This window comes from Mycobacterium sp. (genome assembly GCF_040398885.1).
Taxonomy (GTDB): Bacteria; Actinomycetota; Actinomycetes; order Mycobacteriales; family Mycobacteriaceae; genus Mycobacterium.
The window spans coordinates 7,254-24,157 of the sequence record NZ_JBBATF010000026.1; the positions used below are offsets into that span (position 1 = coordinate 7,254).

Annotated in this window: 20 protein-coding genes; 3 read left to right on the plus strand and 17 right to left on the minus strand. The window is 68.8% G+C overall.

The features are described from left to right. The 12 genes from ADBZ5U_RS04360 to ADBZ5U_RS04415 all read right to left on the minus strand — a co-directional run. Positions 1-1,298 (minus strand): NADH-quinone oxidoreductase subunit D (locus ADBZ5U_RS04360; protein ID WP_526262743.1); only part of this gene is annotated, 1,298 nt, incomplete at its 3' end. After that, a complete protein-coding gene (locus ADBZ5U_RS04365) occupies positions 1,298-1,945 on the minus strand; it encodes an NADH-quinone oxidoreductase subunit C (protein ID WP_526262783.1) in 648 nt (215 codons plus the stop codon). The genes ADBZ5U_RS04365 and ADBZ5U_RS04360, both read right to left, overlap by 1 nt. A gap of 89 nt (positions 1,946-2,034) precedes the next feature. Next, complete coding sequence (locus tag ADBZ5U_RS04370) at positions 2,035-2,589, minus strand: NADH-quinone oxidoreductase subunit B (RefSeq protein WP_526262745.1); 555 nt, start codon at positions 2,587-2,589, stop codon at positions 2,035-2,037. Further along, complete coding sequence (locus tag ADBZ5U_RS04375) at positions 2,580-2,951, minus strand: NADH-quinone oxidoreductase subunit A (RefSeq protein WP_526262747.1); 372 nt, start codon at positions 2,949-2,951, stop codon at positions 2,580-2,582. Before ADBZ5U_RS04375 ends, ADBZ5U_RS04370 begins: the two co-directional genes overlap by 10 nt. A gap of 55 nt (positions 2,952-3,006) precedes the next feature. After that, positions 3,007-3,402 carry an Rv3143 family two-component system response regulator gene (locus ADBZ5U_RS04380; RefSeq protein ID WP_526262749.1) on the minus strand — a complete coding sequence of 132 codons (396 nt, stop codon included), beginning with the start codon at positions 3,400-3,402 and terminating at the stop codon, positions 3,007-3,009. A gap of 9 nt (positions 3,403-3,411) precedes the next feature. Further along, positions 3,412-3,936 carry a YceI family protein gene (locus ADBZ5U_RS04385; protein WP_526262751.1) on the minus strand — a complete coding sequence of 175 codons (525 nt, stop codon included), beginning with the start codon at positions 3,934-3,936 and terminating at the stop codon, positions 3,412-3,414. 66 nt (positions 3,937-4,002) lie between these two features. Continuing rightward, positions 4,003-4,248: a hypothetical protein gene (locus ADBZ5U_RS04390; protein ID WP_526262753.1), complete on the minus strand. Its 246-nt coding sequence runs from the start codon at positions 4,246-4,248 to the stop codon at positions 4,003-4,005. A gap of 156 nt (positions 4,249-4,404) precedes the next feature. After that, positions 4,405-5,058 (minus strand): TetR/AcrR family transcriptional regulator, encoded by a 654-nt coding sequence (locus tag ADBZ5U_RS04395; protein WP_526262755.1) that lies wholly within the window; start codon positions 5,056-5,058, stop codon positions 4,405-4,407. After that, a complete protein-coding gene (locus ADBZ5U_RS04400) occupies positions 5,055-5,942 on the minus strand; it encodes a hydroxymethylglutaryl-CoA lyase (protein WP_526262757.1) in 888 nt (295 codons plus the stop codon). The genes ADBZ5U_RS04395 and ADBZ5U_RS04400 overlap by 4 nt, the downstream gene beginning before the upstream one ends. 2 nt (positions 5,943-5,944) lie before the next feature. After that, complete coding sequence (locus ADBZ5U_RS04405; protein WP_526262759.1) at positions 5,945-7,144, minus strand: CaiB/BaiF CoA transferase family protein; 1,200 nt, start codon at positions 7,142-7,144, stop codon at positions 5,945-5,947. Next, the gene (locus ADBZ5U_RS04410) at positions 7,141-8,262 is read right to left on the minus strand and encodes an alpha/beta hydrolase (protein ID WP_526262761.1); all 1,122 of its coding nucleotides are present in this window, start codon (positions 8,260-8,262) and stop codon (positions 7,141-7,143) included. The genes ADBZ5U_RS04405 and ADBZ5U_RS04410 overlap by 4 nt, the downstream gene beginning before the upstream one ends. Next, positions 8,259-9,365 (minus strand): homogentisate 1,2-dioxygenase, encoded by a 1,107-nt coding sequence (locus ADBZ5U_RS04415; protein ID WP_526262763.1) that lies wholly within the window; start codon positions 9,363-9,365, stop codon positions 8,259-8,261. Before ADBZ5U_RS04415 ends, ADBZ5U_RS04410 begins: the two co-directional genes overlap by 4 nt. Before the next feature lie 193 nt (positions 9,366-9,558). Between ADBZ5U_RS04415 and ADBZ5U_RS04420 the strand changes: the two genes are divergently transcribed. Next, positions 9,559-10,545, plus strand: a complete 987-nt coding sequence (locus ADBZ5U_RS04420; RefSeq protein ID WP_526262765.1) for an alpha/beta hydrolase — start codon at positions 9,559-9,561, stop codon at positions 10,543-10,545. A gap of 56 nt (positions 10,546-10,601) precedes the next feature. Here the strand turns inward: ADBZ5U_RS04420 and ADBZ5U_RS04425 are convergent, their stop codons facing one another. The 4 genes from ADBZ5U_RS04425 to hisN all read right to left on the minus strand — a co-directional run bounded on the left by ADBZ5U_RS04425 (position 10,602) and on the right by hisN (position 14,505). Then, positions 10,602-10,961: a hypothetical protein gene (locus ADBZ5U_RS04425; protein ID WP_526262767.1), complete on the minus strand. Its 360-nt coding sequence runs from the start codon at positions 10,959-10,961 to the stop codon at positions 10,602-10,604. A gap of 73 nt (positions 10,962-11,034) precedes the next feature. Beyond that, positions 11,035-12,249 carry an acyl-CoA dehydrogenase family protein gene (locus ADBZ5U_RS04430; RefSeq protein WP_526262769.1) on the minus strand — a complete coding sequence of 405 codons (1,215 nt, stop codon included), beginning with the start codon at positions 12,247-12,249 and terminating at the stop codon, positions 11,035-11,037. Continuing rightward, positions 12,249-13,634 carry an acyl-CoA dehydrogenase family protein gene (locus tag ADBZ5U_RS04435; protein ID WP_526262771.1) on the minus strand — a complete coding sequence of 462 codons (1,386 nt, stop codon included), beginning with the start codon at positions 13,632-13,634 and terminating at the stop codon, positions 12,249-12,251. Before ADBZ5U_RS04435 ends, ADBZ5U_RS04430 begins: the two co-directional genes overlap by 1 nt. Positions 13,635-13,716: 82 nt before the next feature. Next, positions 13,717-14,505, minus strand: coding sequence for a histidinol-phosphatase (gene hisN / locus ADBZ5U_RS04440; RefSeq protein WP_526262773.1), 789 nt, complete (start codon positions 14,503-14,505; stop codon positions 13,717-13,719). Positions 14,506-14,598: 93 nt separating this feature from the next. Between hisN and ADBZ5U_RS04445 the strand changes: the two genes are divergently transcribed. Next, a complete protein-coding gene (locus ADBZ5U_RS04445; protein WP_526262775.1) occupies positions 14,599-14,931 on the plus strand; it encodes a hypothetical protein in 333 nt (110 codons plus the stop codon). Positions 14,932-15,010: 79 nt separating this feature from the next. Here the strand turns inward: ADBZ5U_RS04445 and ADBZ5U_RS04450 are convergent, their stop codons facing one another. Continuing rightward, positions 15,011-16,378 carry an FAD-dependent oxidoreductase gene (locus ADBZ5U_RS04450; RefSeq protein WP_526262777.1) on the minus strand — a complete coding sequence of 456 codons (1,368 nt, stop codon included), beginning with the start codon at positions 16,376-16,378 and terminating at the stop codon, positions 15,011-15,013. Between the two features lie 48 nt (positions 16,379-16,426). Between ADBZ5U_RS04450 and ADBZ5U_RS04455 the strand changes: the two genes are divergently transcribed. Beyond that, on the plus strand, positions 16,427-16,904 hold a 478-nt coding region (locus ADBZ5U_RS04455; protein WP_526262779.1), incomplete at its 3' end, for a PCRF domain-containing protein.

Here is a 16,904-nt window from a genome sequence, read left to right on the forward strand (position 1 = left end):
CCTCCCATCACCGGGTCGATGCTCGCGACCGCGGCGATCACGTCGGCGACCATGCCGCCCTCGCACATCGCCGCCACGGCTTGCAGATTGGTGAAGCTGGGATCCCGGTAGTGCACCCGGTAGGGGCGGGTGCCGCCGTCGGACACCATGTGCACGCCGAGTTCGCCCCGCGGGGACTCCACGGCGCTGTAGACCTGGCCGGCCGGGACCCGGAACCCCTCGGTGACGATCTTGAAGTGGTGGATCAGGCCTTCCATCGACTTGCCCATGATCCGGGCGATGTGGGCGGGGGAGTTGCCCAGCCCGTCCGGCCCTAGTTGCAGGTCGGCCGGCCAGGCCAACTTCTTGTCCTCGATCATCACCGGGCCCGGCTCGAGTCGCTGCAGGCACTGCTCCACGATTTTCAGCGACTCGTGCATCTCGCGCACCCGGATCAGGTAGCGGCCGTAGCAGTCGGCGGTGTCGGCGGTCACCACCTCGAAGTCGTAAGTCTCGTAACCGCAATAGGGTTGGGCCTTGCGCAGGTCGTGCGGCAGGCCGGTCGAGCGCAGTACCGGGCCGGTGACGCCCAGCGCCATGCAGCCGGTCAGGTCCAGGTATCCGATGCCCTGGGTGCGGGCCTTCCAGATGTGGCTCTCGGTCAGCAGCGAGGCCAGTTCATCGAGCCGTCCGGGCAGGATCCTGAGCAGTTCGGCCACTCGCTGCGGCCCGTCCTCGGGCAGGTCCGCGGCCAGACCGCCGGGCCGGATGTAGGCGTGGTTCATCCGCAGGCCGGTGATGGCCTCGAATACGGTCAGGATCGCCTCCCGTTCCCGGAAGCCGAAGAACATCGGGGTCATCGCGCCGAGTTCCATACCGCCGGTGGCCAGCGCCACCAGGTGCGACGAGATCCGGTTCAGTTCCATGAGCATCACCCGGATCACCGAGGCGCGCGCCGGGATGTCGTCAGTGACACCCAGCAGTCGCTCCACCCCGAGGCAGTAGGCGGCCTCGTTGAAGAAGGGCGACAGGTAATCCATCCGGGTCACGAAGGTGACGCCCTGGGTCCAGGTGCGGTACTCCAGGTTCTTCTCGATGCCGGTGTGCAAATAGCCTATGCCGCAACGGGCTTCGACCACCGTCTCGCCCTCGATCTCCAGGATCAGTCGCAGCACCCCGTGGGTGGAAGGGTGCTGGGGCCCCATGTTGACCACGATGCGCTCACCGGCCAGGCCCTCTTTCGCGGCGCTGACGATCTCGTCCCAGTCCTGGCCGCCGAGGACGATCACCGGGTCCTGCTCGAAACTCTGCGCCGTCATCAGCGGTACGACCTGCGCTGGTCGGGCGGCGGGATCTGGGCGCCGTGGTACTCGACCGGCACCCCGCCGAGCGGATAGTCCTTGCGCTGCGGGTGGCCAACCCAGTCATCGGGCATCTCGATGCGGGTCAGGCCCGGATGGCCGTCGAAGACGATGCCGAAGAAGTCGTAGGTTTCGCGTTCATGCCAGTCGCAGGTCGGGTAGACCGCGAACAGCGACGGGATGTGCGGGTCGGAGTCCGGGCAGGCCACCTCCAGGTGGACCCGCCGATTGTGGGTGATGGACATCAACGGGTAGTAGGCGTGCAGTTCCCGGCCGGTGTCGTCGGGATAGTGCACACCCGATACGCCACAACACAATTCGAACCGGAGGCGCTCGTCGTCACGCAACGCGCGGGCCACCGCCTGCAGGTGCTCGCGGCGGACGTCCAGGGTCAGCTGATCGCGGTTCACCACCACCCGTTCGACGGCGGCGTCGAAGGCCGCCTGGCCCAGTACGGCGGCCAACCGGTCGACGACGTCGTCGAAGTAGCCGCCGTAGGGACGGGGTGTGCCGCCGGGCAGGGCGACCGGGCTGACCAACCGGCCGTAACCGGAGGTGTCACCGCTGCCGGTGATGCCGAACATGCCCCGGCGTACGCCGATCACCTCCGGTGTTGCATCCCCGGTCGCTTCGCTCCTGCCCTCCGGTGTTGTATCCCCGGTCGCTTCGCTCCTGCCCTCCGCCACGCTCTCGCTCACCGCAGCAGCCCCTTGAGCTCGATGGTCGGCCTGGCGGCCAGCGCGGCCTGCTCCGCGGCGGCGACCGCCTCGGTCCGGTTCACACCCAGCGGCATGTCGGCGATCTTGGCGTGCAGCGCCAGGATCGCATTGAGCAGCATTTCCGGTCGGGGCGGGCAGCCGGGCAGGTAGATGTCCACCGGCACCACGTGATCGACGCCCTGGACGATCGCGTAGTTGTTGAACATCCCGCCACTGGAGGCGCAAACCCCCATGGCCAGAACCCACTTGGGTTCGGCCATCTGGTCGTACACCTGACGCAGCACCGGGGCCATCTTCTGGCTGACCCGGCCGGCCACGATCATCAGGTCGGCCTGGCGCGGAGTGGCGGAGAACCGCTCCATGCCGAAGCGGGCGATGTCGAACCGCGGGCCCGCCGTGGCCATCATCTCGATCGCGCAGCAGGCGAGCCCGAAGGTCGCCGGCCACAGCGATCCGGACCGGACGAATCCTGCCACCTTCTCCACCGTGGACAGCAGGATGCCGCCCGGCAACGATTCCTCTAGTCCCACTCGAGGCCGCCTCGCCGCCACACGTACGCATAGGCGACGAACACCGTCGCCATGAAGATCGCCATCTCGACCAGGGCGAAGGTGCCCAGCCGATCGAACGACACCGCCCACGGATAGAGGAACACGATCTCGATGTCGAAGACGATGAACAACATCGCGGTCAGGTAGTACTTGATCGGGAAGCGCTGGCCGACCTGCGCCAGTCCGCTCGGGCCGGCCACCGGCTCGATGCCGCACTCGTAGGCGGCCAGCTTGGCCCGGTTGTACCGGCGCGGGCCTACGACGACGGCGACCGCCACCGACACCACCGCGAAGACCGCCGCAATGGCCGCCAACACCAGGATCGGGGTGTAGAGGCTCATGCCGATGGCGCTCCTCGCCTACGTGGATATGATCTGAGACACAGCCTAGCGGGGGTTATTGGACCGGCGAGCGCAACAGGCCGACCACCGCGTCGCCGAGTTGGATCGGGTCGATCGGGTGCGGGACGGCGGCCTCGGCCCGTGACCAACTGGCCAGCCAGGCGTCGTCGGCCCGGCCGGTGATCACCAGGACCGGCGGGCAGTCCGCGATCTCGTCCTTGAGTTGCTTGGCGATACCCAGGCCGCCGAAGGGGGACGACTCGCCGTCCAGGATGACCAGGTCGAACCCGCCGGCGTCCATCAGCTGGATGACCATGGGCGCGGTGGCGACGTCGGTGTAGGTCAGCTCCGGCAACTCGGGATGGACGCGGGTGCCGAGGGCGAGCCGGACCTGTTCGCGGGTCGCGGCATTGCTGCTGTAGTTCAGGATGTGCAGCGGCTGGGAGCACATCGGCTCAGACTAGCCCGTGTTCGACTGCGTCCGGTTGAATGCGGCGTCGACCATCAGGACGGTCGTCGACGGCATCATGCCCAGCATATTGCCGCTGACGCCCCACCTGGTCCGGTCGATCCGGCCGCGTGCGGCCACCGTGAAGGAGTCGTCGTCCCGCCGGGTTGCCGTGGTGGTCAGCGGTACCGCGAATGTGGTGCCGCGGACGGTCAGGTTCGTGGCGAGGTCGCCCGCCGCGGAGCCGGTGACCTCCACGACGATCTCGGGATGGTCGGCGACGTCGAAGAAGTCCGGGCCGCGTAGGTGCCGATCGCGCATGCCGATGCCGGTGCGCACCGAGTCGGCGCGGACGACCAGGCGTCCGGACAGCCGGCCGTCGGAGATTAGGGCTTCGCCGGTGAAATCGGTGAACCGGCCCTTGACCGGGATCAGGCCCCACAGCGTCTGGTTGACGAACCGGACTGCGGATCCCTCCGGTTCGCACGTCCAGGTGCCGGCCATGGCGGGATCGGTCAGCAGGCGCTGCAAGGTCATGGGCCGATTTTAGGCCGCACAGACGAAGATGCCCCCGCCGTCGGGCGGGGGCATCCTCGGCGTCGACTACGCGACAGGCTCGGGCGTGGGCTCCGGGGTGGGCTTCGGCTTGGGATTCAGCGCGTTCTGCAGGGCCTTGGCCAGGCCCTTGTTGTTGGGCTTGAAGTTCACCAGGGCGCCCAGGACGCCGGCGGAACCGCCGCCGTTCTTGGCGATCTCCGAGATGGTCTTTCCGATGGTGTTACGCGGACCGGCGTTGCTGCCGCTTCCGTTGCTGTTGGCGGGGGCGGCAGCGGCCACTGGGGCCGACATGATTGCAGCGGCGACGACAGAGGCGGTCGCGATCTTCCACTTCACGGGAATGGCTCCTGATTCGGTTTGTCGTTGTTCCCCGCCGTCACCGGCGGGCCTGGATATCACTATAGCCTTGAGATCAAGGACAGGCAAAGTATGAAGTGGTGATAACTGTCACCGCTGAGGTGGGAATACAGCGCAACCAACGGACTCTCCAGCTATACCCTTGCCGGGCGGCGAATGACAGTCGCCGTAGAGGGTCTTCCGCCAGATCGTGGACAGGGTGCCGACGGCGGCGTCGTCGGAGATTCCGGCCGCCAGGCAGACACCGGTGAAGCGCTCGAACATCAGGGCGATCGCCAGTGCGGTGTGGTCGACGTCGAGATCGCGGGCGTGACCCTGCTGTTGCGCGCGCCGGACCGAGCCGCGGACGATGTCCGTGCCGAAGCGGCGGAACCGGTTCTGCAGCTGTGCGAATCGGACCTCGGTGCCGGCCAGTTGGTCGACCGCCGTCATCACCCCGATGTTGGGTTTGAACATGGCCCAGTAGACGCCGACCGCCGAGGTGAAGTAGTCGCCGTCGTCGGGGACCATCGGAAGATCGACGACCTCGCCGAGGAAATCCTCGGCCAGAGCGGCCAGCAAGTCCGCCTTGTCGACGAAGTAGCGGTAGAACGAGCCCGGCGACCTTCCCGCCGCCGAGGTGATGTCGGCGACGGTGGTCCCGTGAAAGCCGCGCTGCGCGAACAGGTTCCGTGCGGCCTCCGCGATAGCCCGGCGGGTCTTTCGGCCCTTGCCGGACAGCGGCCGCGCGGCGGGTTCGGTCACGGCAGGCGGTCACCTGCCCGAAGCAGGGAACTGGGCAACGGGTGGCCCACCACCGATTGGGCCACCCGGGCCGCCTCGATCGCGGCGTCGAGGTCGACGTCGACGCCGACCCCGCTGTCGCGCAGTAGGTACACCAGATCCTCGGTGGCGATGTTGCCGCTTGCGCCCGGGGCGAAGGGGCAGCCGCCCAGGCCGCCCACCGAGGAGTCCAGTCGGCTGACGCCGGCGGTGACAGCGGCCCAGGCACTGGCCAGGCCGGCGCCGCGGGTGTTGTGGAAATGCGCGCCCAGGGGTCGGCGGCCGACGCGGGGCGCGACCAGTTCGACCAATTCGGTGACCCGGCCGGGGGTGGCGGTGCCGATGGTGTCGGCGATGGCGATCCGGTCGGCATCGAATCGACAGGCGGCGTCGACCACGTCCAGGACACGTCGGGTGGGGGTGGGTCCGTCGAACGGGCAGTCCCAGGATGCGGAGATGATCACTTCGACGCTGACGCCGGCATCGTGGGCGATGGCGGTGATGTCGGCGATCTGGGCGGCGGCCTCGGCACTGCTGCGCCCGACGTTGGCCCGGCTGTGTCCGTCGGACGCCGACACCACGTACTCCACCGACCGGAACCCCGCCGCGATGGCGCGGTGAACGCCGTTCGGGCTGGCGACCAGCGCGGAGAACTCGATGTCGGGGAAGTCGGCCAGGGCGGCCGCCAGTTCGGGCGCGTCGGCCAGTGCGGGCACCTTGGAGGGTGAGACGAAGGCGGTGGCCTCCACCTCGCGCACCCCGGTGGCGGCGATCGCGGCGAGCAGTTCGAGCTTGGCCGCCAACGGGATCGGGCTCTCGATCTGCAGGCCGTCGCGCAGCGCGACTTCGCGGATGGTTACATGCATGCTCACAAGACTCCTTGTTCGGTCAGCGCGGTGATCTCCGCGTCTTCCAGGCCCAGCAGGCGGCCGTAGACCTCGTCGTTGTGCTGCCCCGGCCGGGCCGATCCGGCGTTGCGCACACCTCCCGGTGTGGCGGACAACGCCGGAATGACGCCGGGGCCCAGGACATTCCGGCCGGTGCGCTCGTCGTAGTGCTCGACCAGTGTCCCACGGGCGCGTAGTTGCGGATCATCGACCACCTCGGCGACGGTGTTGATCGGGCCGGCGATGACCCCTGCGGCGCTGAGGGTTTCGATGATGTCGCCGGGTTGGCGGGTGGCCGCCCAGGCGCCGATGATGTCGTCGATGCGGTCCTGGTTGCGTCCGCGGGCCGCGTGGTCGACGAACCGGGGGTCGGTGGCGAGTTCGGGTTGGCCCATCGCCGCGCAGAGCCGCCGGAACACGGTGTCCTGGTTGGCGGCGATCACCACCCAGCTGCCGTCGGCGCTCCGGTAGATGTTGGACGGGGCGATACCTTCCAGCCGGGTGCCCGACGGCCCGCGGACCACCCCGCCGACGTCGTAGTCGGGGATGGTCGATTCCTGGATGGCCAGGCAGGCTTCGGTCAGCGCGGCGTCGACCACCTGACCCTCGCCGGTGACGGTTCGCCGGTACAGCGCGGCCAGCGCGCCTTGGGCGGCGAACATTCCGGCCAGGCTGTCGCCCAGCGACAGCGCCAGTCGCGGCGGCGGCCCGCCGGGGAAGCCGTTCATGTGGCGCAGTCCCGAGACCGCCTCGGCGACGGAGGCGTAGCCGGCTTTGTGCGCGTCCGGTCCGGTCTGTCCGTAGCCGGAGACCCGGACCAGGATGATGCCCGGATTGCGTTCGCGCAGAACGTCGTACCCGAGTCGCCATTTCTCCAGCGTGCCCGGGCGGAAGTTCTCCACGACGATGTCGGAGCGCTCCACCAGGTCGAGGAACAGTTCCCTGCCACGCGGGTCCCGCAGGTTCAGCGTGGCGGCTTTCTTGTTGCGCGCGTGGACGGTCCAGAAGAACCGGTGCCCGTCGACTTCGGCCTGCCCCCAGGTGCGCAGCGGGTCGGGGGAGCCGGGCGGTTCGATCTTGATGACCTCGGCGCCCATGTCCCCGAGCAGCCGGCCCGCGAACGGGCCGGAGATGAGGGTGCCGACCTCGAGCACCCGGATGCCGTCGAGCGCGCCGGTCACCGAAGCACCCGCGAGAGCCCGTGCCGCCCGAGCCAGTCGGTGATGATGTCCACCGCTTGTCCCAGGGCCTGCTTCTGGTCGGGACCGGAGTAGTAGTGGTTCGCGCCGGGAATCTCGTGCATCTCCTTATCTTGGTGGGCGATCGCGTCGAACAACCGCCGGGTGTGGCTGGGCGTGCAGGCGTCGTCGGCCAGATTCCCGATCACCAGGGTGGGCACCGTGATGTCGCGCCCGCAGGCCTGCCCGTCGGCCGGGGCGTCGTCGTAACTCCACTGCGAGAGCCAGCTGCGCAGCGAACAGAACCGGGCCAGCCCGATGGGGGAGTTGTTGACGGTGCGCGGGTCGCCCAGATAACAGGTGCCGGGCTGGCGGTCGTTGGGGTCGACGGCCGGGTCGAGCCAGCGCGGGTCGGCCATGGTGCCGTGCACCACGAAGCAGAACTCCTCGTCGCCGCGGCCTTCGGACTCGAGTTCGGCGAGTTTGTCCTTGACCCAGCGGGTGATTCGGCGGTTCCGCGCGATCTGGGCGCCGCGGTAGCGCGCCAGGAACTCCGGCGAATACGGCGGCTGGTTGGGGTTGTCGGGGTTGTAGAGGTCGAGTTCGGGATCTTTGTCGCTCGGGTCGGACTCGTCGAGGATGGAGGCGTCCAGCCACTCGGTGAGCGTGCCGTGCCGGCTGATGTGCGCGGCCAGCAGCAGGATGCCGTCGGCCGGGATCAGCCCGAGACGCGCCGCCTGCTGTTGGTAGAACAGCGACAGCGATCCGCCGCCACTCCATCCGGCCAGCACGACCTTGGCATAGCCCAGCCGGGTCGTGGCGTCTTCGATCACTTCGCCGAGGTCGGCGACCACCTTCTCCATGATCAGCGCGGAGTCGGTGCCGCGGAAGCGGCTGCCCGCGTAGACGACGTGGTGGCCGGCCCGGGCCAGGGCGTTCACCATGGGCAGGTAGGCCCCGCCGCCGATCGGGTGCATCAACACCAGCACGGTGTCGGAGGGAACGTCGGGCTTCAGCAGGAAGCACTCCAGGACGACGATCTCGGCCAGGCCGCCGTAGACATCCCGGACCCCCGAATCGTTCTGGAACGCAACCAGATACGGAATTCGGTCGTAGGTCACGAATGCTGGCCCAGATCGGCCGCGACGACCTCGGGCGACGGTGTGAGCCGGCGTCGGGTGTCGACGGCGATCACCTTCCAGTCGACGGTGCCGTACTCGCCGAACTTGCGCCGGGCCCGTTCCCGGACGCGCTCGGGGGCGCCGTGGTGGACACCCTGCGGGGCGTGACTGATCAATCCCGGCGGCATGGGCTGGCCGTACAGCGAGCCGCCGTGGAAGAACGCGACCTCGTCGAAGTCGACGTTGCGGTGATACCAGGGCGTGCGTTCGGTGCCGGCGACGCCCTCGGCGGGCTTGGGCAGGAAGTTGCACACGTAGACCCCGGTGGCCTCCATGAAGAGGTGCACCATCGCCGGCAGATGCACGCTGTCGGAGGTGACGACGTTGTAGTCCGCGATGTTGAAGGTGAACGGGAAGTTGTCCCCGCGCCAGCCCTCGACGTCCATCGGGTTGTGCTTGTAGAACAGCGAGGTCGTCTCGACCCCGTCGACCTCGCGGTGGACGAGGCGGACTTCGTACTCGTCCCGATCGTCCTCGCCGACGGGGGCCGGTTCCGGGATGACGGCCTGGGCGGGGTCGAACGGCCAATGCCGTCCGAGCGGACCCGGTGGCGGGGTGCGGAACTCGTCGGTCGCCTCGATCATCAGCCAGGCGCCTTCCGTGGACGGCACGTGCCGCCAGGTGCAGGCCTTCGGCAGGTAGACCCAGTCCCCGGCGCGGTAGTCCAGCGGCCCGAACTCGGTCTCCAGCCGGCCGTGGCCCTGATGGACGAAACACAGCAGGTCACCGTCGACCCAGCGGACGAAGAACGGCATCGGTTCGGACCGCCGGCTGAGCAGGATGCGGCAGTCCGGGTTGGAGAACAGCAGCAGCGGGGCCCCGGCCGCATCCGCGGCGTCCCCGGGTTTGAGTTGGTCGGCCAGCACGTCGACGGGCCGCAGGGGGCCGGCGGCGCGGTAGGCCGTCGGATCGTGCCGCCGGAAGAAATTCGCCGTTCGCCCGGTGAAGCCGCCGCGGCCCAGTTCGTCGTCCTTCAACCCGTCGAGGTCGGCGTGCAACCGCCGCGGAGTGGTGCCTTTACGCAGGTGAACGAAGGATTCCATGGGTGCTCCCGGATAGTGCGAGGGCGAGAAACTGAAGCTGACATTACTTTTGCCCAAGCGATGTGGACAAGGGCGTTCGGGCCTGGAAACAGCCGCACCGTAACGCCCTCGATTTCATCAGCGATAGCCAACATGTTTTACTCGTCTCTTAAATCCGACAATTCCGGGGCAACAGAAAGAGTGGGGTGGATCGGTGAATTCCGTCTCCGACAAAGTGCGTGGTTGGTCACGCCGTCTTGCCGTGGCGGCGACCGCCGCGGCGGCGCTGCCGGGCCTGGTCGGCCTCGCCGGTGGGTCGGCCACCGCGGGCGCCTTCTCGCGTCCGGGCCTGCCCGTCGAGTACCTCGACGTGCCGTCGGCCGCGATGGGCAAGAACATCCGGGTCCAGTTCCAGAGCGGCGGTGCCAACTCGCCGAACGTCTGGCTTCTCGACGGCCTGCGCGCACAGGACGACTACAACGGCTGGGATATCAATACTCAGGCCTTCGAGTGGTACCTGGGCTCCGGGCTGTCGGTCTCGATGCCCGTCGGCGGCCAGTCCAGCTTCTACTCGGACTGGTACCGTCCCGCCTGCGGCAAGGCCGGTTGCTCCACCTACAAGTGGGAGACCTTCCTGACCCAGGAGGCGCCGGCCTGGCTGGCCGCCAACAAGCAGGTCAAGCCGAACGGCAGCGCCGCGATCGGCCTGTCGATGGCCGGGTCGGCGGCGCTGACCCTGGCGGCATGGCACCCGGGCCAGTACATCTACGCCGGTGCGATGTCGGGCTTCCTGAACCCGTCCGAGGGGTGGTGGCCGGGCCTGATCAACATCTCGATGGGTGACGCCGGCGGCTACAAGTCCGACGACATGTGGGGACCGTCGAGCGATCCGGCCTGGAAGCGCAACGACCCGATGGAGCAGATCCCGCGTCTGGTGGCCAACAACGCCCGGCTGTGGGTCTATTGCGGCAACGGGCAGCCCAACGAACTCGGCGGCGGCGACGTGCCGGCCACCTTCCTGGAGGGCCTGACCATCCGCACCAACCGCACGTTCCGCGACAACTACCTCGCGGCCGGCGGTCGCAACGGGGTGTTCAACTTCCCGGACAACGGCACCCACAACTGGGCCTACTGGGGTCGCGAGCTTCAGGCGATGAAGCCGGACCTGCAGCGGGTTCTGGGCGCGACGCCCCAGAGCTGATCCCGATCGAGAAGCGGGCCGCCGGCAGCAGCCGGTCGGCCCGCTTCTCGTTGTGATCAGAAACCGAGCCCCCAACCGAGACCGGGATTGGTCCCGAGACCGAAACCGAAACCGAGGTCGGTGAGCCAGTCGTCGGGGCAGGCGACGTCGACATAGACGGTCGTGAAAGTCGCCGGCGGCTCCCCTGAACGATTGGGGTTGTGGATCGCCGACACCTGGCAGTCTGACAGCGGGCCGTACAGGCCGCCCCTGACCCAGTTGATCTGCACGTCGTAGCCCTGGGCCTCGAGCTGTTCGATGATCTCGTCGGCGGACTGGTCGTCGGGCGCGGGATTGGCCGCCGCCGGTGGTCCGACGGCGACGGAGATCGCGCCCACCGCCGCGATCAGCGCGACGAAGCGTCCACTTCTCGACATGGCTTCCTCACCGGCAAAAGTTGTCCGCCTACTTTCGATCATCCCCGTCAGGTTCGACGTTACGCGCTCGGCCCTATTTGAGCTCGGCGGAGCTCAAGCCCAGCAGCCGGCGCGCCACCACCAGCAGCTGAATCTGTTGGGTGCCCTCGAAGATGTCGAGGATCTTGGAGTCCCGGGCCCATTTCTCCAGCAGTGTCTGCTCGGAATAGCCCGTTGTGCCGGCCAGTTCGACGGCTTTGAGCGTGACGTCGCTGCCGACCCGGGCCGCCTTGGCCTTGGCCATCGAGGCTTCCTTGGAGTTGGGTATGCCGTTGTCGGCCTGCCAGGCCGACCGCACCGTGAGAAGGTATGCCGCCTCCCAGTCGGCCTCCATCCGCAGGAACTCCGCCGCGGGGGCGCTCTGGGCGTGTGCCGGCTTGTCGTAGGAGATCTCCACCCCAACTCTGGTGAGGATGTCGCGCAGTTCCTCCAGTGCGGCGCGGGCCACCCCCACGGCCATAGCCGCGACGATGGGCCGGGTGTTGTCGAAGGTCTCCATCACCCCGGCGAAGCCCTTCTCCACCTCGATCTCCGGGCTGCCGAGCAGGTTCTCCCTGGGAATCCGGACGTTCTCGAAGCGGATCGCCGCGGTGTCGGAGGCCTTGATGCCCAATTTGTGCTCGAGTCGCTCGACGGTCACGCCGGGGTGTTCGCGCGGCACGATGAACGACTTGATCGCGCCCCGGCCCCTGGAGCGGTCCAGGGTGGCCCACACCACGATGTGGGTGGCCCGCGCCCCGGCGGTGACGTAGATCTTCTCGCCGTTGATGACGTAGTCCTCGCCGTCGAGGACCGCTGTGGTCGACACCGCCGCGGAGTCCGATCCGAATGACGGCTCGGTGATGGCCATCGCCGCCCAGACACCCTTGCCGAGGCGCTCCAACTGCTCGTCGGTGGCGACCCCCGAGATCGCGGCGTTGCCCAGGCCCTGACGCGGCACCGAGAGCAGCAGGGCGATGTCACCCCAGGAGATCTCGAGGGCGTTCAACAGCGCGGACATGTTGGCGCCGTTGATGTTTCCCTTGGGTCCGTCTTCGGCGTCGCGGAACGCGTCGGTGCCGGCGAACGCCACCGTGTTGGCCGCGCTGATGCCCTCGAAGAGGGTGGCCAGGGTGTCGAGTTCGACGGGGTAGGCGTGCTCGTCGAGGTCGTACTTGCGGGAGATCGGTCGGAAGATCCCCACCGCCCCCTTGTGCGCCATGTCGATGACGGCCTCCAGCTTGCGAGGCATTTCCAGATTGATCGCCATTACAGAACCACCACTCCTTCCGCGACGCCGATGGCCCGCAGGTCGCGGTACCAGCGCTCGACCGGGTGTTCCTTGGTGTACCCGTGGCCGCCGAGCAACTGCACACCGTCGAGACCGATCCGCATCCCCTTGTCGCTGCCCAGCTTTTTTGCCAGCGCCGCCTCGCGGGCGAAGGGCAGGCCCTGATCGGCGCGGGAGGCCCCGCGCCAGGTGATCAAGCGCAGGCCGTCGAGTTCGATGGCGATGTCGGCGCACATGAAGGCCACCGCCTGACGGCGTGCGATCGGTTCGCCGAACGCCTCACGTTCCTTGACGTAGGGAATGACGTAGTCCAGCACGGCATGTGAGGTGCCGACCGCCAGGGCGGCCCAGCCGAGCCGGGACAGCGCGACGGCGTCCGAGTAATCACGCGCACAGTCGGCGTCGTCCTCCCCGAGTCGCGCGGACAGCGGCACGGTGACCTTGTCCAGTCGGACCTGCCCGATCCCGGCGGCCCGCAAGCCCATGCTGCGGTCGGCCCTGACGGTGACACCGGCGGTGTCGGATTCGACGATGAACAGGGTTGGCTTGCCGTTGAATTGCGCTGCGACAATGAACAATTCGGCATCCGCGGCGGCCGGGACCAGGGACTTGACGCCGTCGAGCCGGTAGCCGCCGGGGGTGCGTACCGCGGTGGTCTTGAGCATGGTGGGGTCGAACAGCGGCTGCGGTTCGGCGATGGCCACGCAGGCCTGCGGGACGCGGTCGCCGGCGAATTCCCTCAGGTAGGTGGCCTGCTGGTCGGCGCTGCCCCAGTGGGTGAGCGCCGAGGCGACCCCGCCGGGCGCCACGATCGGCAGCGCCAGGCCCATATCGCCGTAGGCCAGCGCCTCGGCGACCAGGGCGTTGGTGACCGCGGTCCGCTGCTCGGCGATGCCGTCGAATTCCTCGGGGACCTTGATGGCGGTGACGCCGAGTTCGGCGGCCTTGGCGATCAGGTAGGCGGGGTAGGCGGCGGCGGCGTCGTCGGCCTCCCGGGCGGCCGGTCGCAGGATCTCTCCGGCGAACTCCCTGACCGTCTCGACGATCATTCTCTGGTCGTCGTCGGGGGTCAGGTCGAAGTAGTCGGCGGTGCTGCGGGACAGCCGGGTCGCCGGCCCGCCCCGGGTCTGGATCTTCCTGAATTGGCGGGTCGAGGCGCCGGCGGCGGCGAAGCCGTGCTTAACCCCGAACCGCAGGGCCTTGTTCAGTGGGTCGCGCAGACCGTGGCGGTCGAGGAACTCGCTGCCGAGCAGTGGTGTGAGCAGGCCCATCCCGATGTCGAGGGGCGATCGTTTGTGCCGATACCGGCCGACGGCGCTCTGCTGAGCGCGCAGGCCGGCTCTGGAGGGGAGGGTGTTGGTCATCGCGGGCCGCCTCGGGGGAGCGAGTGGAGTGGTGGGAACCTATCTTACTCTCCGGTAAGGTTCAGGCCGCGTGTAAGCAAGCTCACACGCCGGAGAGAGCGGCGAGCACCGCCGGATGCAGCGGCCCGTTGGTGGCCACCGCGCTGCCGCCGTGCGGGCCGGGGACGCCGTCGAGGTTGGTGAAGGTGCCGCCGGCCTCTCGGACCAGCACGTCCAGCGCGGCCAGATCCCACAACTTGACCTCCGGTTCGGCGGCGATGTCCACCGCGCCCTCGGCCACCAGGCAGTAGGAGAAGAAGTCGCCGAACGCCCGGACCCGCCAGACGGCGTCGGTCAGGCCGATGAAGTTCTCCCGCAGCCCGCGGTCGGCCCACCCGGACAGGCTGGAGAACGACAGGCTCGCCGAGCCGAGATCGGGCACGGCGCTGACCGCGAGCCGACGCGGCGCGGCACCGCCGGCCGAGGTGTGCGCACCCAGGCCGCGGCCGGCCCACCAACGGCGGTCGATCGCCGGCGCGCTCACCACGCCGACGGTCGGAACGCCGTCCTCCAGGAGCGCAATGAGACTGGCCCACAACGGAACTCCGCGTACGAAGTTCTTGGTGCCGTCGATCGGGTCGATCACCCACTGGCGGCCGTGCAAGACCGGCTCCCCGCCTTGTTCCTCGCCGAGAATGGCGTCGCGCGGGCGTTGTTCGGCCAGCACGTCGCGAAGGTCGGCCTCGACCGCCTCGTCGGCGTCGGTCACCGGGGTCAGGTCGGGTTTGTGGTCGACCCGAAGATCCAGTGCGCCGAACCGGGCGGCGGTGATGGCGTCGGCGCGCGCGGCCAGGGTCAGCGCCAGGTCGAGATCCTCGGCCACGGTTCTCATGCGCGATCCGCCTTCGGCTCCTCGCTGGTGCTCATGCGCGATCCGCCTTCGGCTCCTCGCTGGTGCTCATGGCTGCAGTCCTACCATGGTGGGGTGATGGAATTCGCGGTGCTTTTGCTGATCCTCGGCGCGCTGGCGCTGGTGCTGGGGCCGAGGTTGATGGGCCGGCGCGGCCCGCGCGGGGAAATGGCGCAGGGCACCCTGCTGGTGACCGGTGTGAGTCCGCCCCCGGACGCGCCGGGCGAGCAGTTCGTCACGATCAGCGGGGTGATCAGCGGGCCGACGGTCAACGAGCACGTGGTCTACCAGCGGATGACCGTCGACGCCGCCAGTTGGCCGACCATGGGCCAGTTGATCCCGGTGGTGTACTCGCCGAAGAATCCGGACAACTGGTTCTTCGCCCCGCCGCAGCCGCTGAACGGCTGAACAGGCCGCCCGAGATCGACGAAATGGCGGGTTGTACTCGCATTTTCGCGCCCGTTTGTCGGTTTGGGCGTGAAGCGGGTCAGCCGTGCGCGATGCGCAGCATGTCGGCCACCCTGACCAGTTTGCGGCGCGGCCGGCCGTGCGGTTCGCCGGCCGAACGCTCGTGGGCGTCGATCAGCTGCCAGTGGTCCTCGGTGACCACCTGCGGCTGCCGCTCGACCACCCAGCGGGCCAGCTCGACGGCATGGTCGGGGCCGACCTCGCGCGGCTGTGCCGATGTCAGGTCGGCGACCAGGGTGTCGACGGTGTCCTGCGAGTCGCTCTTGTTGGTGCCGATCACCCCGGACGGCCCGCGCTTGATCCAGCCGACGACGTAGTCGTTGGCCCGCCCGGCGATGCGGCCCTCGGAATGCGGAATGGTGCCGGAGCGCTCGTCGAACGGCAGGCCCGGAATGGCCACCCCGCGGTAGCCGACGGCCCGGACCACCAGCTGGGTGGGCAGGGTCTCGCGCTGGCCGGTGTCGCGCGCGACCTGACGGCCGTGCTCGTCGGTGAACAGCTCGTTGCGTCCCAGCACGATGGTCTCGACCCGCTCGTTGCCGGTGATCTCGATAGGGGAGGAGTGGAACCGGAAAGTGATGCGGCGCATGCCTTCCCGGTGCTCGCGGGTGGAGTAGCCGCGCAGCACCTTGATGTTGGCGGCGGTCGTCTTGCCGGCCGCCGCGGCGTCCTCGTCGGTGATGTCCTCCAGGTCGGCGGGGTCGACGACGACGTCGACTCCCTCGAGCTCGCCGAGCTCGCGCAGTTCCAGCGTGGTGAACGCACCCTGCAGCGGCCCGCGCCGCCCGACGATGACCACCTCCGAGACCCCGCGCCGATGCAGCGCGTCCAGCGCATGGTCGGCGATGTCGGTGACGGCCAGCACGTCGGGATCGGTGACCAGGATGCGCGCGACGTCGATGGCGACGTTGCCGTTGCCGATCACCACCGCCCGACCGGTGGAGATGTCGGGGGTCATCTCGGCGAAGTGCGGGTGGGCGTTGTACCAGCCGACGAAGTCCACCGCGGCCACGCTGCCCGGCAGATCCTCGCCGGGGATGCCCAGGGCCCGGTCGGACTGGGTGCCCACCGCGTAGACCACCGCGTCGTAGCGCTGGGCCAGGTCGTCGGCCGACACGTCGCGGCCGACCACGACATTGCCGAAGAAGCGGAACCGCGGGTCGGCCCCGGTCTTCTCGAAGGTGCGGCTGATCGACTTGATCTTCGGATGATCGGGAGCCACCCCGGAGCGCACCAATCCCCAAGGGGTCGGGAGCATTTCGAGCATGTCGATGTGGACGTCGGCGCCACCGCCGGCGACCGACGAATCCGCGAAGCGCAGCAGGGAGGCGGCCGCGAAATAGCCCGAGGGGCCGGCGCCGACGATCGCGACGTAGTAAGGACGCATCCTGGGATGGTAATCACCGGGGCGACCCCGCCGGTAACGTGAGACCTCGTGGACACCGATCGGCAGCCGGAGATCGCGGCGCTGGACGCCACCCTGACGACCGTGGAGCGGGTGCTGGACGTCGAGGCGCTCAAGGCCCGGATCGAGAAGCTCGAACACGAGGCGTCCGACCCGTCCCTCTGGGACGACCAGAACCACGCCCAGCGGGTCACCAGCGAGCTGTCGCACGCCCAGAACGAGCTGCGCCGGGTGCAGGGGCTGCGCAGCCGTCTCGAGGACCTGCCGGTGCTCTACGAGTTGGCGGCCGAGGAGGGCGGATCGGCGGGCGCCGAGGCTCTCCTGGACGCGGACGCCGAACTGAAGTCCCTGCAGGCCGACGTCGAGGCGCTCGAGGTCCGCACCCTGCTGTCGGGGGAGTACGACGAGCGGGAGGCGCTGGTGAACATCCGTTCCGGCGCCGGTGGGGTGGATGCCGCCGACTGGGCCGAGATGCTGATGCGGATGTACATCCGGTGGGCTGAGCAAC